This is a genomic window from Microvirga sp. jy35, from assembly GCF_056148915.1.
The window spans coordinates 115,557-132,009 of record NZ_JBWBEW010000014.1 but is presented as its reverse complement, the minus strand read 5'-3'; the positions used below and the strand labels follow the sequence as shown (position 1 = coordinate 132,009).

The 16,453-nt window shown below is 66.4% G+C and carries 14 protein-coding genes; 6 read left to right on the top strand and 8 right to left on the bottom strand.

Annotation, left to right across the window (positions count from 1 at the left end; translation table 11 throughout):
• Positions 1-1,532, bottom strand: a 1,532-nt coding sequence (locus tag AC0QTX_RS13640) for a DNA translocase FtsK 4TM domain-containing protein (RefSeq protein ID WP_474604365.1), incomplete at its 3' end; no start/stop codon positions are given.
• Positions 1,533-1,866: 334 nt separating this feature from the next.
• Here AC0QTX_RS13640 and AC0QTX_RS13635 point away from each other — a divergent pair.
• The 3 genes from AC0QTX_RS13635 to AC0QTX_RS13625 are packed head-to-tail and all read left to right on the top strand — an operon-like array spanning position 1,867 to position 3,837.
• Entirely contained in the window at positions 1,867-2,247 is a 381-nt protein-coding gene (locus tag AC0QTX_RS13635) for a hypothetical protein (RefSeq protein WP_474604364.1), read from the top strand.
• A gap of 41 nt (positions 2,248-2,288) precedes the next feature.
• On the top strand, positions 2,289-3,227 hold the full coding sequence (locus tag AC0QTX_RS13630; protein ID WP_474604363.1) for a DUF1775 domain-containing protein: 939 nt from the start codon (positions 2,289-2,291) through the stop codon (positions 3,225-3,227).
• Between the two features lie 10 nt (positions 3,228-3,237).
• On the top strand, positions 3,238-3,837 hold the full coding sequence (locus AC0QTX_RS13625; RefSeq protein WP_474604362.1) for an SCO family protein: 600 nt from the start codon (positions 3,238-3,240) through the stop codon (positions 3,835-3,837).
• Between the two features lie 224 nt (positions 3,838-4,061).
• On the opposite strand, the gene AC0QTX_RS13620 is transcribed toward AC0QTX_RS13625, so the two are convergent.
• The 3 genes from AC0QTX_RS13620 to tesB form a co-directional block, all read right to left on the bottom strand.
• Positions 4,062-5,408: an ammonium transporter gene (locus tag AC0QTX_RS13620; protein ID WP_474604361.1), complete on the bottom strand. Its 1,347-nt coding sequence runs from the start codon at positions 5,406-5,408 to the stop codon at positions 4,062-4,064.
• Positions 5,409-5,443: 35 nt separating this feature from the next.
• Positions 5,444-5,782, bottom strand: a complete 339-nt coding sequence (locus tag AC0QTX_RS13615) for a P-II family nitrogen regulator (protein ID WP_201862167.1) — start codon at positions 5,780-5,782, stop codon at positions 5,444-5,446.
• 359 nt (positions 5,783-6,141) lie between these two features.
• On the bottom strand, positions 6,142-7,002 hold the full coding sequence (tesB, locus tag AC0QTX_RS13610) for an acyl-CoA thioesterase II (protein WP_474604360.1): 861 nt from the start codon (positions 7,000-7,002) through the stop codon (positions 6,142-6,144).
• 127 nt (positions 7,003-7,129) lie between these two features.
• Here tesB and AC0QTX_RS13605 point away from each other — a divergent pair, with 127 nt between their 5' ends.
• Both AC0QTX_RS13605 and AC0QTX_RS13600 read left to right on the top strand, forming a co-directional pair.
• Positions 7,130-8,395 (top strand): ubiquinone biosynthesis hydroxylase, encoded by a 1,266-nt coding sequence (locus AC0QTX_RS13605; protein ID WP_474604359.1) that lies wholly within the window; start codon positions 7,130-7,132, stop codon positions 8,393-8,395.
• 95 nt (positions 8,396-8,490) lie between these two features.
• Positions 8,491-10,509, top strand: a complete 2,019-nt coding sequence (locus tag AC0QTX_RS13600; RefSeq protein WP_474604358.1) for a M10 family metallopeptidase C-terminal domain-containing protein — start codon at positions 8,491-8,493, stop codon at positions 10,507-10,509.
• A 14-nt stretch (positions 10,510-10,523) separates the two neighbouring features.
• Here the strand turns inward: AC0QTX_RS13600 and AC0QTX_RS13595 are convergent, their stop codons facing one another.
• Entirely contained in the window at positions 10,524-10,955 is a 432-nt protein-coding gene (locus tag AC0QTX_RS13595) for a MerR family transcriptional regulator (protein ID WP_474604357.1), read from the bottom strand.
• Positions 10,956-11,024: 69 nt separating this feature from the next.
• On the opposite strand from AC0QTX_RS13595, the gene AC0QTX_RS13590 reads away from it, so the two are divergent.
• Positions 11,025-11,786, top strand: coding sequence for a cation efflux transmembrane domain-containing protein (locus tag AC0QTX_RS13590; RefSeq protein ID WP_474604356.1), 762 nt, complete (start codon positions 11,025-11,027; stop codon positions 11,784-11,786).
• Between the two features lie 63 nt (positions 11,787-11,849).
• Here the strand turns inward: AC0QTX_RS13590 and ppa are convergent, their stop codons facing one another.
• From ppa to acnA, 3 genes are all read right to left on the bottom strand, one after another.
• Positions 11,850-12,377, bottom strand: a complete 528-nt coding sequence (gene ppa / locus AC0QTX_RS13585; RefSeq protein ID WP_474604355.1) for an inorganic diphosphatase — start codon at positions 12,375-12,377, stop codon at positions 11,850-11,852.
• A 250-nt stretch (positions 12,378-12,627) separates the two neighbouring features.
• A complete protein-coding gene (locus AC0QTX_RS13580; protein WP_474604354.1) occupies positions 12,628-13,134 on the bottom strand; it encodes an N-acetyltransferase family protein in 507 nt (168 codons plus the stop codon).
• Positions 13,135-13,532: 398 nt separating this feature from the next.
• Positions 13,533-16,238, bottom strand: coding sequence for an aconitate hydratase AcnA (gene acnA, locus AC0QTX_RS13575; RefSeq protein ID WP_474604353.1), 2,706 nt, complete (start codon positions 16,236-16,238; stop codon positions 13,533-13,535).
• Positions 16,239-16,453: the final 215 nt, after the last annotated feature.

The window sequence follows — 16,453 nt, the reverse complement described above, 5'->3', positions numbered from 1 at the left end:
GTGGTGCCGGCGACCAGCAAGTGCGGCATGCGGGCGAGATCGGCGATGACGGGCTCGCCCCCGATGGTCTTGCCGAGGCACAGCGCCAGCTTCTGCTTGGAGGTCTCGAAGTCCTGGCTGGCCAGGAGCTCGCGCAGGTAGACGGTCTCGCGCTTGTGGTTGGGCAGCTCGATGCCGATGGCGTTGCGGCCCTGCACCACGGCCACGCGGGCCGAGACCGCGCTCATGGAGCGGGCGATGTCGTCGGCCAACGAGATCACCCGCGACGACTTCGTCCCAGGCGCAGGCTCCAACTCATACAACGTCACGACAGGACCGGGATTGACCTTGGAGATGGCGCCGCGGACGCCGAAATCCTCGAGCGTGCTCTCCAGCAGGGCGGCGTTCTGCTCCAGGGCGTCGGCCGAGATCGTGGGACCGGCCGGGCGCTTGGGCTCGGCGAGCAGGCCGAGCTGGGGCAGCTGGTAATTCTCTTCATCGAGCAGCGAAGGCTGCGCCTCGCGCGCCATGCGCTGGCCCGGCTTCGGGGCGGCCGGCACGGGGCCGACGCGGGCCGGGGCAGGCTCGGGCCTGACGGCAGCCCGGGCCGGGGCAGCGTCGTCCTCGTCCCAGGGGGCCTCATCGTCGTCATGCATCGGAACGGAAGCCGGCGCCGGGCGCGGGCGTGCCGGCGCGCCGTCGAGGACGGGCTCGCGGCGCAGGCCGGGCTGGCGGGCGGAGCGCTTCACAGGCGCGGGCGCGTTGTCGTAATCCTCGTCGGCAGCGGCGCTGCGGCCCTCCTTCCAGCGCCGGGCGCTGGCGCGCAGGCTCATGACCCCATGGGCCAGGGCCCCGAGGGACACGATGCCCCAGCCCGGCTCGTCGTGGCCGATCTCCTCCGCCTCGTCCCAGTCCTGGATTCTGCGGCGGCGGACCGGCACGGGATCCTCGATTTCCTCCGGTTCCTCGCGGTGCCTCTCGTCCGCCGGACCGAGGCCGCAGGCCGCCGAGAGGCTCAAGATGGCGACGCCTGCGAACAGGAAGCCCAGCACCGCGCTGGCCGAGCCGCTGGACAGCCCCGTGATGGCTTTGGCGCCGGCCAGGATCGCATCGCCGACCACGCCGCCGAGGCCCGTGGGCAGGGGCCAGCTCTGGGTCGGGGGCAGGGCGCTGGCCAGAGCCGTGGCGGCGCCTGCACCGATGACCCAGAGGGCAAGCCGCAGCTGCATGCGACCGAGCTCGCCCGATTTCATGAGCCGCCAGCCCCAGAGCGCCAGGGGCAGCACGGCCGCGATGGCCCCCAGGCCTACGAGCTGCATGAACAGATCGGCCACGATGGCGCCGGGCCAGCCGATGAGGTTGCGGACGGGCAGATCGGTGGCGTTGTTCAGGCTCGGATCGTCCACCGACCAGGTGGCCAGCGCCACGGCGACCGCGCCCGCGAAGGCGATCAGGCACAGGCCCGTCAGCTCCTGGGCCCGGCGGGCCAGGAAGGCTCTCAAGGCACTGAAGAGGCCATCATAGGCGGAAGAAGAACGGCGGGCCGCGCGCATCAAACCACTCTAAAAAACCATAGGACGAGACACTATTGCCTGGATGCTAGCGCGGGCGGGTTAAGGGTCCTTTAACCGTAAGTGCATCGGGTGGGGAAAAGTGGCTCTTACCTTTGGGGGAAGTTCAACGAGCCCTCCTCCCCCATGTGGGGAGGAGTTGGAGGTGGGGGTGTCAGCGCCACGTTCTGAATCCTTGACGCTCACACCCCCACCCCGCCCGCTGCCGCAGCCACCCCTCCCCACAAGGGGAGGGGAGGAGCCACTCATCAGCTCAGCGTTCCAGTGGCCTTTTGCGCGGTTGACGTCTGCCGGACAAAAGATCAGTGTCCCGGCCATGAGACGCAGGACCTCGGCACAGGGCTGGACGCGCGCCACTATTGCGGCGGTGATGGCCTATGCCTTCGTCCTGCAGGCCCTGCTGCTGTCCGCGAGCGGCGCCGTCCACGCGGCGGCGGCTGCCCAGCCGCAGGCGATCATCTGCCTTCAGGACGGCTCGCCCGCGCCCGACCATTCCCCCGCGCAGGCCCATGAAAATCTCTGCTGCAGCCTGAGCTGCCACGGCTCGGGGCCGGCAGGTCCGGTCCCCGTGGCAACGATCCTCGGGCGCATCGCACCTGTTGCCGTCGCAAGCGTCCGCACTGCGGACCCGCCGCACCTGCGGCTCACCTCCAACGTCCTGCCTCTGGGATCGCGCGCGCCTCCGCGCCTCGGCTGATCGCCGGCTTTCGACTCCCAATTCTGCAAGGACTGACATCCATGACTTCGTCCCGCCTCGGCGCGCTTGCTGCCGCCCTCGTCGCCATGTCTTCTCCCGCCCTCGCCCATGTGACTTTCGAGAACGGGCAGGCGACGCCCAATTCCACCTACAAGGCCACCCTGCGCATCCCGCATGGATGCGCCGGCAAGCCGACCCTGAAGGTGCGCGTCCGGATCCCGGAAGGGATCGTGGCGGTCAAACCCATGCCCAAGGCGGGCTGGAAGCTCGAGACCGCCAAGGGGGCCTATGTGCGCGCCTACCAGTTTCATGGCGAGACAGTGTCCGAGGGCGTGACCGACATCGTCTGGACCGGCTCCCTCGACGACGGCCACTACGACGAGTTCGTGTTCCAGGCCCGGTTCACCGATGCCTATCAGCCGGGCGCCACGGTCTTCTTCCCCGTGGTGCAGGAATGCGACGGCGTGGCCGAGGAATGGACGCAGGTGCCTGCCGCCGGCGAGGATCCGCACAGCCTCAAATCGCCCGCCCCCGGCGTGAGGATCGCGGCGGCAGCAGGTGCTGCACCGACCCCGGTGAAGGCAGGGTCCCTGACCCTCGAGCAGCCCTGGTCGCGCGCTACCCCCGGCGGTGCCAAGGTGGGCGGCGGCTACGTGCGCATCACCAATTCGGGCACGGCGCCCGACCGGCTCACCGGCGGCTCGTTTCCGCTCGCCGCCAAGGTCGAGGTGCACGAGATGAAGCTCGAGGGCGACGTCATGCGCATGAAGCCGGTGGAGGGCGGGCTCGAGATCAAGCCCGGCGCCACAGTCGAACTGAAGCCGGGCGGGCTCCATCTCATGTTCATGGACCTGAAGGAGCCGCTGAAGGAGGGCCAGACCCTGAAGGGAACGCTCACCTTCGAGAAGGCGGGTCCCGTCGAGGTGGAATACACGGTGCGCGGCATGGGCGGGGCTGCCGCCGCCGAGCACAAGCACTAAGGAGGCAGCGATGAATCCGAAACGTCTTCTCGTGCCGCTCCTCGTCTTCACGACGGGGCTCCTGGTGCTCGTCGCCACGGCGGGCCTGCTTCTCTTCCCCTCGGGGTCGCAGCAGAGCGCCGGCAAGGTGCCGATCGGCGGTCCGTTCCGTCTCACGAGCCACGAGGGCAAGCCTTTCACCCCGGAGAACCTCAAGGGAAAGCCCTTTGTGGTCTTCTTCGGCTTCACCCATTGCCCGGAGGTCTGCCCGACGACGCTCTACGACCTGACCCAGGACATGGCTGCCCTCGGCCGGGATGCTTCGAGCCTGCAGGCCGCCTTCATCACGGTCGATCCGGAGCGCGACACGCCGGAGCTGATGAAGACGTATCTCGCCTCCTTCGATCCGCGCATCGTCGGCCTCACCGGCACGGAAGAGGAGATCGCCGCGGCCGCACGGGCCTACAAGATCTATTACCGCAAGGTGCCGACCGACGGCGGCTACACCATGGATCACTCGGCCACCCTGTTCCTCATGGACAGCAAGGGCGAGTTCTACGGCACGTCCAACTTCCAGGAGCCGGAGGAGACGCGGCGCGCAAAGCTGCGGCAGCTGGTGAAGAACGGGTAATTGATCAGCGTCATCCCGGGGCTGCGCAGCAGAACCCGGGATCGCTGGACGAGATTGGCGCAAGAGCCCTCCTCCCCACAAGGGGGAGGGAAATAAAGCCAGATCCTGCACGCGATCCCGGATCTTCGCTGCGCTCCATCCGGGATGACCACTGAGTCGGTAGCAAAAAACAGCCCCAGTCTATGACCGGGGCTTTTCCGTTTGTGCCTCTGGAAGGCTGTTCTTCAGTAGTTGTAGGCGCGCTCGCCATGGTCGGCGAGGTCGAGGCCTTCGCGTTCCTGGTCGTGCGTGACGCGCAGGCCCACGACTGCGTCGGTGATCTTGAAGAGCACCAGGGAGCCGATGCCGGTCCAGACCAGGGTCACCACCACGGCGATGACCTGCGTCACCAGCTGGCCGCCGATCGCGTACTCGCCGACGCCGTAGCCCCCGAGGGACGGAGCCGCCACGATGCCGGTGCCGATGGCCCCGATGATGCCGCCGACGCCGTGGATGCCGAACACGTCCAGCGCATCGTCATAGCCGAGCGCGTTCTTCACGCCGGTGACCGCGAAGTAGCAGACCGCGCCCGCCACGAGGCCGAGCACGATGGCGCCCATGGGGCCGGACAGTCCGGCGGCCGGCGTGATGGCGACAAGTCCTGCCACCGCGCCCGACGCGATGCCGAGCAGCGAGGCCTTGCCCTTGGCCAGCGCCTCCACGGTCATCCAGGCGAGGCCGGCTGCAGCCGGCGCCACGATGGTGTTGAGGAGCGCCAGCGCCGCGCCGCCCGTGGCCTCCAGGTTCGAGCCGGCATTGAAGCCGAACCAGCCGACCCACAGCAGGCAGGCACCGACGAAGGTGAGCGTCAGCGAGTGCGGGGCAAGCAGGTCGCGGCCATAGCCGATGCGCTTGCCGATGAGCAGGGCGCCGATGAGGCCGGCCACGCCCGAGTTGATGTGAACGACGGTGCCGCCCGCGAAGTCCAGCGCCCCGAGGCCGAAGAGATAGCCTTCCGAGAACCACACCATGTGAGCGATGGGCAGATACACGAAGGTCAGCCACAGGCCCGTGAACAGCATCACGGCCGAGAACTTGATGCGCTCGGCGAAGGCGCCGACGATCAGGGCCGGGGTGATGGCGGCAAAGGTGAGCTGGAAGGCGATGAAGGTGAATTCCGGAATCGCCACGCCCTTGGTGAAGGTGTCGGCGGTGGAATCCGTGGTCACGCCGGCGAGGAAGGCCTTTGAAAAGCCGCCGATGATGGCGCCGAGCATCCCCTCGCCGCCGGACGTGAAGGCGAGCGAATAGCCGTAAGTGACCCAAAGGATGCCCACGAGGGAGAACACCGCGAAGACCTGCATGAGCACGGAGAGCATGTTCTTGGTGCGCACGAGGCCGCCATAGAACAGGGCCAGCCCCGGGATCGTCATGAGGATCACCAGGATCGTCGAGACGAGCATCCAGGCGGTGTCGCCCTTGTTGACGGTCGGAGCCGCGGCAGCGGCCTCCTGCGCCAGGGCGGGATCGAGGGCGGCAAGACCTATACCCAGCGCACCGAGCGCCGGCAGGAGAAGAGGACGGAACGTCATTGGATCGAACCTCAAAAAATCAGCAAAAAAGAGGATTAAAGGGCGTCGCCGTCGGTCTCGCCCGTACGGATGCGGACCGCCTTTTCGAGGGAGGTGACGAAGATCTTGCCGTCGCCGATCTGGCCCGTGCGCGCAGAAGCCGTGATCGCCTCGATCACCGGGTCGACCAGCTCGCTCGGCACAGCCACCTCGATCTTCAGCTTCGGCAGGAAGCTCACGGCGTATTCGGCGCCACGATAGATTTCCGTGTGGCCCTTCTGCCGCCCGTATCCCTTCACCTCGGTCACGGTGAGGCCGTGCACGCCGAGGCCGGTGAGCGCGTCGCGCACCTCCTCCAGCTTGAACGGCTTGATGACCGCCATCACAATCTTCATGGGTCAGGCCCCCTTTATTGCGTCTGCCCGAGCGCGGGCGACGGTTCCAACGTGAACCCGGCTCCAGGTCCGGGTGTCGGGGGTCTTTAGGCAAGGATCATGCCAAGCCTGTCCGGTCATGGCGACAGAACGCTGCCTCTTTTCGAGGCAGCGGCGATTTGGATGGAAAGTGGGCAGATTGATGAAATTGTGGGCATGAAGCGGGAGCTTGGCTCGTCAGCTCCTAGTGCTGACCCCTTCTCTCCCTTGTGGGGAGGGGTGGCCGCAGCGCGGCCGGGGGGTGTCGGCGCTGAACTGGATCAGCGTAACGCTCACACCCCCACCTCCAACTCCTCCCCACAAGGGGGAGGAGGGCTGCTTCAACGGCGGCGCTCGCGGATCAGGCCTTCCTGGGCGACGGAGGCGATCAGGGTTCCGTCCTGCCGGAAGATGAGGCCGCGCGACAGGCCGCGGGCGCCGCCGGCGTTGGGCGTATCCTGCGCATAGAGCAGCCATTCGTCGGCCCGGAAGGGACGGTGGAACCACATGGCGTGGTCGAGGCTCGCCGGCTGGATCTCGGGCTCGAACACCGTCCGGCCATGGGGAATGAGGGAGGTGTCCAGCAGCGTCATGTCGGACGCATAGGCCAGCACGCTTTGATGGATCGCCGGATCGTCCGGCAGGCGGCCGGTGGTCTTGATCCACACATGGAAGCGCGGCTCGCCCGGATCGCGGGACATGTAGCGGTTGAGCTCCACGGGCCGGATCTCCAGCGGCCGCTCGCGCTCGTAATAGGTGCGCATGGGCTCCGGCATCTTGAGGATCAGGCCGCCCTTCACCTCCTCTTCGCTGGGGAGCTCGTCCGGGCCCGGCACCTTGGGCATCTCGGCCTGATGGGCGAAGCCGTCCTCCTCCAGATGGAAGGAAGCCGACATGGAGAAGATCGCCTGCCCGTGCTGGATCGCCAGAACCCGGCGGGTGGTGAAGCTCTTGCCGTCGCGGATGCGGTCGACCTCGTAGATGATCGGGACCTTGGGATCGCCCGGCAGCATGAAGTAGCAGTGAAGCGAATGGGGATGGCGCCCGTCCACCGTACGGGTCGCGGCCACCAGCGCCTGGCCGATCACCTGCCCGCCGAACACCCGCTGCCAGCCGCTCTTGGGGCTCTGCCCGCGAAAGAGATTCACTTCGAGCTGTTCGAGGTCGAGGATGGAGAGGAGGTCGGTGACGGCGCGGGACATGGGTTTTAAACAATCCTGTGATCACGAACGGTCATCCATCGGGGAGCGGCTGCGACACGTCAAGCTTGACGCTGGTCAATGATTGGCTGACACCCACCTATAACGTTTGAGGCAGGGAGATGGAGCGATGAGCGCAGCAGCCGGCTCAACACAACCGCGCATCGTCATTGCAGGCGGCGGGCTCGCTGGGCTGTCCCTGTCTCTGGCCCTCAAGCAGGCCCTTGCTGAGGGCCTCGACGTGGTCATGTGCGATCCGGCTCTCAAGCGCGATCCGCACGGGGACAAGCGCTCCTATGCCATCGCGGCGGCCGCGCGCCGGATGCTGACGGCGCTCGGCGTGTGGGACCAGGTGGCGGAGCGCGCCCAGCCCATCCACGACATGGTGATCACCGACAGCCGCCTGCAGGACCCGGTGCGCCCGACTTTTCTCACCTTCGCGGGCGAGGTGGACGGGCGGGAGCCCTTCGCCCACATGATCACGGCCGGGGACCTGACGGCCGCCCTGCTCGAGGCCTGCCGCACGGCCGGCGTCGACTTGAGGCCCGAGGGCGTGGAAAGCTTTGCCGTCCAGGGCAGCCGCACGGACGTGACCCTGACCGGGGGCGAGACCCTGCCGACCGCCCTGCTGGTGGCCGCCGACGGCGGGCGCTCGCGCCTGCGCGAGCAGGCGGGGATCGGCTGGATCTCGTGGCCCTACCGGCAATCCGGCATCGTGGCCACCATCGCCCACGAGCGCGACCACGAGGGCCGGGCGGTGGAGCATTTCCTGCCCTCCGGCCCCTTCGCCATCCTGCCCCTCAAGGCCGAGCCGCGGGCGGACGGCAGCCTGCAGCACCGCTCCTCCATCGTCTGGACCGAGCGCGCCGAGAACGTGCCGGCCCTGCTCGAATCGAATCCCGAGGATCTGCTGACCCAACTCGAACGCCGCTTCGGGCTGCAGCTCGGAAAACTCTCCTTCGAGACGAAGCCGCAGGCCTTTCCCCTGTCCTTCGGGGTGGCGCGGAGGTTTAACGCCGATCGCCTTGCGCTCCTGGGCGATGCCGCTCATGTGATCCACCCCATCGCCGGCCAGGGGCTCAACCTCGGCCTGCACGATGCGGCGGCGCTTGCCGAGATCATCACGGATGCCATGCGCCTCGGCATGGATCCCGGCGCGGCCGACGTGCTCGACGATTACGAGCGGGCGCGCCGCACCGACATCACCGCCATGGGGGTGGTGACGGATGGCCTGAACCGGCTGTTTTCCAACGACGTCCTGCCCGTGCGCCTGATCCGCGACCTGGGGTTGGGCCTCGTCGACCGGATGCCGGGCCTCAAGCGCTTCTTCATCCGCGAGGCGGCCGGCCTCACGGGACGGGAGCCGCCGCGCCTGCTCAGGGGCGAGTCCCTTTAGAGGTACCTCCGAATCCGAGCTGCGAGGTAATTACTTTTGGGTACGTGATAATGTAGGGTTCGGGCATCTTCTTACCGTCAAGCTGCGGATGCCCCATGCCCATTCAGATCTACGACGCCGCCAATCCCCTGCCTGCGAGCGGCGAGACATCCGGGGCCGACCTGGTCATCATCGATCTTGACGTCACGGGCGGCAACGGAGCGGCCATTGGGGCGACAAACACGGATCACCTCCTGATCCGGAAGAGCAGGATCGTCACCGGACAGGCCATCGGCCTCGAACTGCTGGGCACATCACGCGCCGTGACCAATGAAGGCACGATCACGGCCACCGGAATCGCCATCCAGGGCAATGCCGGCAGCGAGCAGATCATCAATACAGGCACGCTTAAGACTACAACCGCTGTAGCCGGCGCCGTCCTCATGGATCTGGGTGCCGGAGACGATTTCTATAACGGCATCGGTGGCTCTGCGACCGGCGGGATCATCAAGCTCGGGCTCGGCAACGACATCGCCTATGGCGGAGCGGGATCGGAGATTTTCGCAGGCGGTGCCGGCAATGATACCATCGCTGGCGGCGGTGGTATCGACACGGCGGATTATGCCGAGGCTACCGCTGGTGTGACGATCGATCTCAACAAGACCACGGCGCAGGCCGTCGGCGGCGGGCAAGGCATCGATACCCTCATCGACATCGAGAATCTCGTCGGAGGCGCCTCCGACGACAGGCTCACCGGCAATGCGGCCGACAACATGCTCGATGGCGGCGCCGGCAGCGATACGCTCGACGGCGGCACCGGCAACGACAGCCTCAAGGGTGGTGACGGCAACGATAGCCTCCAGGGTGGAGCCGGAAACGACACCATCGAGGGCGGCGCCGGCGATGATACGCTCGAGGGCGGCGCAGGCGACGACAGCCTCGTGGGCGGGGGCGGCATTGATACGGTCCGCTATTCCGGCTCTGCCGGGGTGAGGGCCGATCTCAGCAGATCGGATGGCCAGACCACCGTCGGGGCCGGCGTCGACATCCTGATCGGGATCACGAACCTGGAGGGCGGCTCCAATGCCGATGTCTTCACCGGCAATGCTGCGGGCAATCGGCTGGTGGGCAACGGCGGAGACGACACCCTCAAGGGGGGCGGAGGCAACGACACGCTCGATGGCGGCGCGGGTCAGGACATGGCCGTGTTTTTCGGCGCGAGCACGGAGTACACGATCACACCCGATACGGCCTCTGGCACCATCCTCGTTGCCGACACTGTCGGAGGAGCCGCACGGGACGGCACCGACACGCTCAAGGATGTGCGTCTGGTGAAGTTTTCCGACAAAACCGTCGCTCTCACCAACGCCAGCCCGACGGATATCTCCCTGTCGGGAACATCCTTATTCGAGGACAAGGCGGTGGGCTCAGTCCTGGGATCCCCCCGGGGCACCGACCCGGATGGCGATGCCCTGACCTTCAGCCTCGTGTCGAACCCGGGCGGCTATTTCGGCCTGAACGGCGGCGAGCTCGTCCTGTCGAGGGCGCTCGATTACGAGACCGCGGCGCAGCACACCATCACGATCAAGGCCGAGGACAAGTACGGCGGCATCCTCACCGAGACCTTCACCATCGCCGTGCGCAACGTCGTCGAGACGACCCCGCTGGTGCGCTTCGGCACGGCGGGCAACGAACAGGTGGCAGGCGAGTCCGGCAACGACCGGCTCTTCGGCCTGGGCGGCAACGATGTGCTTTTCGGCCAGATCGGCAACGACACGCTCACGGGCGGCACGGGAAGCGATACCCTCGTCGGCGGGACCGGCGCGGACGTCTTCGTGTTCGATCAGAAGCCGAATGCGAAATCAAACCTCGACTACATCCAGGACTTCAGCCCGACGGACGACGTCGTCCACCTGTCGCGCAAGATCTTCAGCAAGATCGCCAAGGGCGCCCTGTCGAGCAAGGCCTTCGTCACCGGCAACAAATTCAAGGACGGGGACGACCGCATCCTCTACTACAAGGAAGGCGGAGCCCTGTTCTACGACCCGGACGGGTCCGGATCGGCCAAGGCGATCCAGTTCGCCAATCTCAGCAAGGGCCTGAAGATCAATCACAAGGACTTCTTCGTGATCTGACCTGTTCAGGCGCCCTAACCGACCTTTCCATGCTCATGCCGGCATTGGTCGTGATCGGCCAGGACCTGGATGATCCGGCATTCCCGCACCGGACCATGCCGGCAATCCTCCAGCATGTGCCGCAGCTCGGCGCGCAGGAGCGCCAGCTGAGCCATGCGGCGCTCCACGCTCTCCAGATGCCGCAGCACGATCCGGTCCGCCGGCCCGCAGGATTCGTCGGGCCGGACGCTGAGGCTCAGGAGTTCCCGGATCGCCTCCACGTCGAAGCCGAGATCCCGCGCATGCCGGATGAAGCGCAGGCGCGACACGTCCTCGGGTCCGTAGCGGCGCTGGCGGCCTTCCGTGCGCGGCGGGGCTGGCAGAAGGCCGATCTGCTCGTAATAGCGGATGGTCGGCACCTTCACGGCAACCTGGCGCGACAAATCCCCGATCGACAGATCCGTCATTTTTCCTCTTGAACCTCCAGTCGCTAGAGATTGTACGGTGGTCTCCAGATGAGGGAAAAGGAGAATCGGATGAGCGAATCGTGCAGCCACGGGCATGGAGCGTGCTGCTCCTCTCATGAGCATCATGCGCATGGGCAGCACCACCCACATGCACACGAGGCTCGTCCGGCCGCTCCCGCCGCCGCGGAGGAAGCCTGCGGCTGTCATGGCGGCGTGCCGGTCTTCGACGGGGTCGATCCGCGCTACAAGCGGGTGCTGTGGACGGTGATCCTCATCAACGCGGCGATGTTCGTCACCGAGATCGTGGCAGGGCATCTTGCCCGCTCGCAGGCCCTGCAGGCCGACGCCCTCGACTTCCTCGGCGACACGGTGACCTACGGGCTCAGCCTCGCGGTGATCGGCGCGTCGCTTCGCACCCGCGCCACCGCGGCCCTGTTCAAGGGATTGAGCCTGTCGCTGATGGGAGCCTGGGTGCTGGGCTCGACCCTCTACCACGTGCTGATCCTCGGCCTGCCGAGGGCTGAGATCATGGGCGTGATCGGGCTCCTGGCGCTGGCCGCGAACGTGACCAGCGTGCTCCTGCTGATGCGCTACAAGGACGGCGATGCCAATGTGCGCTCGGTCTGGCTCTGCTCGCGCAACGACGCCATCGGCAACATCGTCGTCACCGGGGCCGCGGGGGCGGTGTGGTTGACCGCAAGCGCCTGGCCCGACCTGATCGTGGCGGGCCTCATGGCGGGCCTGTTCCTGTCGTCCGCCGTGCAGATCCTGCGGCAGGCCTGGGCGGAGTACCGCAGCACGGACCCGGCTTCCCCTGTCCCGGCCGGGTAGCGCTCACGGAAAAGGCCAGGCATTTGCCTGGCCTTCATCGTTTCAGGTGCGGGAAGCGGAGCCCTACTTCTGGGCGCGCTCGACCGCCTCGATGATCAGACGCTTGGCCTCCTCGGCATCGCCCCAGCGGATGATCTTGGCCCACTTGCCGGGCTCGAGATCCTTGTAGTGCTCGAAGAAGTGCTCGATCTGCTTGATGGTGATCTCCGGCAGGTCCGTGTAGTTAGCCACCCGGTCGTAGCGCTGGGTCAGCTTGCTCGACGGAACGGCGATGATCTTCTCGTCCTGGCCGCCGTCGTCCTCCATCACGAGAACCCCCACGGGGCGCACGTTCATGACGGCACCCGGAATGATGGCCCGGGTGTTGGCGATGAGCACGTCGCAGGGATCCCCGTCGCCCGACAGGGTGTGGGGAATGAAGCCGTAGTTTCCGGGGTACCGCATGGCGGTATAGAGGAAGCGGTCCACGACGAGGGCACCGGATTCCTTGTCCATCTCGTACTTGATGGGCTCGCCGCCGATCGGCACTTCGATCACGACGTTCACGTCGTCCGGCGGGTTCTTTCCAATCTTGATCGCGTCAAGGCGCATAGAGCTGTTCTCCGGAACAAGGCTTGAGCATCCTCGCAGGCGAGGCGTCCCGTGCTTGAAGGGGACGCCGTGACACCGGTGAAAATGCGGCAGAAGCTGGACTTGAGAGCGGCTTGAGGCCGACAGCCGAAGGGCCGCTCACGGAAGCTTGGACGCTTCACTAGCCGGAGCAGGCCCGGGCAACAAGGACCGAAGGCTGGATTTTTAGGGGTTTTAGCCGAAAGGAGACCCTGCCTAGGCCCAAATGCCCTCAGCGGAAGAGATAGGCGAGCTTGGCGAGCGGCGTACTGCCGATGCGCTCCTCGACCCGGGCGACCCTCTGCCCGCCCATGCCCTCGTAGAAGGCGCAGGCGCGGGTGTTGTCCTCCAGGGCCCAGACGACGATCTTGTCGAGCTCCCGGTGCCGGAGGTCGTTGCGCACCACGTTGAACAGGCGTCGCCCGAAGCCGATGCCCTGGTATTCCGGCAGCAGGTAGAGCTCGTCGATCTCGCCGTTCGCAGGCAGCGACCGGTCGCGGCAGCGCCCATAGGAGGCATAGCCCACCGCGCCCTGGCCGATATCCAGCACCACGAGCGGACGCCCGCGGGACACGGTGGAGCGCCACCAGTGCTCGCTGCGCCTGGAAAACATCTTCTCGAGGGTCACACCGGGGATGATGCCGGAATAAGCCTCCCGCCAGGCCGCATCGAAGACCTTCGACAGGGAAGCCGCATCATCGGGCTTCGCGTGACGGATACTGACGAGAAGGTCGCTCATGGCTTTGGCCGAAAGGGCAGGAGAGGCAATGAATTCAGTTTCCGCGTGGAAGGGTTAACGGCGCCTTAACGAAATGGGAAGACCGGTGGTGAAAGCGTGGCGTCTTGAACGAAAGAACAGGGTCGCGGGCAGGCCAAAACGACGCAATGGCCAAATGCCTGTTCCAATCCGCATCGATCGCGGTGGCCTCACGTTGTCGACGGAAGGCAGGCTCCGTCGAGTCCGCAGGCGGAGCCTCACGGAGAGAGGAGGAGGGTCGGACCGGTCAGGCTCCGGTCACGGGCGGGGACCTTCCCTGCCTGCTTGCCGGATACGAAAAGGGCGCTCCATCGCTGGAGCGCCCCGCTTGCTTTCGGCGCCCGCTCCTCGTCCGGAGAGCGGGCGTTTCACGATGTGCCTTACGCCGCGAGCTGGCGCAGGACGTAGTGCAGGATGCCGCCGTTGCGGAAGTACTCGACCTCCTCCAGCGTATCGATGCGGCAATGGACCGGAACGCGCTTCACCGAGCCATCAGACGAGGTGACTTCCATCTCCATGCGCATGCGCGGCTTCAGGTCGCCGGCGAGGCCCTTGATGGTGATGGTCTCGTCGCCCTTCAGCCCGAGCGTCTCCCAGGACGTGCCCTGCTCGAACACGAAGGGGGCCACGCCCATGCCGACCAGGTTCGAGCGGTGGATGCGCTCGAAGCTCTCGGCGATCACGGCGCGAACGCCGAGCAGGTTGGTGCCCTTGGCCGCCCAGTCGCGGGACGAGCCGGTGCCGTATTCCTTGCCCGCAAGCACGATGAGCGGAACGCCCTCGTCCTTGTAGCGCATGGCGGCGTCGTAGATAAACATCCGCTCGCCCGACGGGTGATGGATCGTGTAGCCGCCCTCGACCACGTGGCCGCTCTCGTCACGAACCATCTGGTTCTTGATGCGGATGTTGGCGAAGGTGCCGCGCATCATCACCTCGTGGTTGCCGCGACGGGTGCCGTACTGGTTGAAGTCGGCCACCCGCACCTGATGCGACTGCAGGTATTCGCCGGCCGGCGAGCTTGCTCGGATATTGCCTGCGGGCGAGATGTGGTCGGTGGTGATCGAGTCCTGGAAGAGGCCGAGGATGCGCGCGTTCAGGATGTCCGTGACGGGCTTCGGCTCCTTGGTCATGCCCTCGAAGTAGGGCGGATTCTGCACATAGGTGGACCCCATGTCCCACTCATAGGTGAGGCCCGGCTCGAAGGTGACCTTCTTCCAGTTCTCGTCGCCCGAGAACACGTCCGAGTAGCGGCTCTTGAACAGCTCGCTCGTGATCGTGCGGTCGATGAACTCCTGCACTTCCACGGACGAGGGCCAGATGTCCTTCAGGTACACCGGCTTTCCGTCCGAGCCCGTGCCCAGCGGATCGTTGACGAGATCCACCAGCATGGAGCCGGCGAGCGCATAGGCCACCACCAGGGGAGGCGAGGCGAGGTAGTTGGCGCGCACGTCCGGGTTCACGCGGCCCTCGAAGTTGCGGTTGCCCGAGAGCACGGACACGGCCACGAGATCGTTGTCGTTGATCGCCTTCGAGACGTTCTCCGGCAGCGGGCCCGAATTGCCGATGCAGGTGGTGCAGCCGAAGCCCACGATGTTGAAGCCGAGCGCATCCAGGTCGCCCTGCAGGCCCGCCTTCCTGAAATATTCCTCGACGATCTGCGATCCGGGCGCGAGCGAGGTCTTCACCCACGGCTTGGAGGTCAGGCCCTTCTTCACCGCGTTGCGGGCGAGCAGGCCTGCGCCGATCATCACGCTCGGGTTCGACGTGTTGGTGCAGGACGTGATCGCCGCGATCACCACGTCGCCGTGGCCGAGATCGTAGTTGGCGTCGTCCACCTTCACGCGCTTGCCCATCTCGCCGGCCTTGCGGAACTCCTTCTCCATGGCGCCGAGGAATTCGGTCTTGGAGGTGTCGAGGGTCACGCGGTCCTGCGGGCGCTTGGGGCCGGCGAGCGAGGGAACCACGTCGCCAAGATCCAGCTCGAGGGTGTCGGTGAAGACCGGGTCGGCCATGTCGGGGGTGAGCCACATGCCCTGCGCCTTGGCGTAGGCCTCGACGAGGGCAACGCGCTCGTCCGTGCGGCTCGTGGTGCGCAGATAGTCGATGGTCTTGGCATCGACGGGGAAGAACCCGCAGGTGGCGCCGTATTCGGGAGCCATGTTGCCGATGGTGGAGCGGTCCGCCACCGTCATGTCGGTGAGGCCGGGGCCGTAGAATTCCACGAACTTGCCGACAACGCCCTTCTTGCGCAGCATCTGGGTGACGGTGAGCACGAGGTCGGTGGCGGTCACGCCCTCACGGAGCTTGCCGGTGAGCTTGAAGCCGATGACCTCGGGGATGAGCATGGAGACCGGCTGGCCGAGCATGGCGGCTTCCGCCTCGATGCCGCCCACGCCCCAGCCGAGAACGGCGAGGCCGTTGACCATGGTGGTGTGCGAATCGGTGCCCACCAGGGTGTCCGGGTAGGCGGTCTCCTCACCCGTGGCGGTGTCCTTGCGGGTCCACACGGTCTGGGACAGGAACTCCAGGTTGACCTGGTGGCAGATGCCGGTGCCGGGAGGCACGACGGAGAAGTTCTCGAACGCCGTCTGGCCCCACTTGAGGAAGCGGTAGCGCTCGCCGTTGCGCTGGTATTCCAGCTCCACGTTGCGGTCGAAGGCCTTGGGGGTGCCGAACTCGTCCACGATCACCGAGTGGTCGATGACGAGGTCGACGGGCACCAGCGGGTTGATCTTGCGCGGGTCGCCGCCGAGGTTCTTCATGGCGTCGCGCATGGCGGCCAGATCCACCACGGCGGGAACGCCGGTGAAGTCCTGCATCAGAACCCGGGCGGGCCGGTAGGCGATTTCCTTCTCGGCCTTGCCCTTGTTGTCGAGCCAGGCGGCCACGGCCTCGATGTCGGCCTTGGTGACCGTGCGGCCGTCCTCGTAGCGCAGAAGGTTCTCGAGCAGCACCTTCATGGAGAAGGGCAGCTTCGAGGCGCCCTTGAGGCCGTTCTTCTCGGCCTCCACGAGGGAGTAGTAGGTGTAGGACTTGTCACCGACCTGGAGGGTCTGGCGGGCATTGAAGCTGTTGTTGAGCGTCACGGCGAATCCTCGCGTGCATTTGGGTTACGAACATGTGTTCGGCCGAAAGCGCGATAAGCGCGCGCCGCTCCGGGGGTGCCCGGACAGGGGAGAAGCGCGCGAGGCGGATTGGACGCCTTGGCGCGCGGCGCAGCCACGGGTGCTATAGATCATTTCCAACCATCCCGCTACACGGTTTAGAACGGTTCTGGGGTGCAATGAGGGCAGGGGTTCAA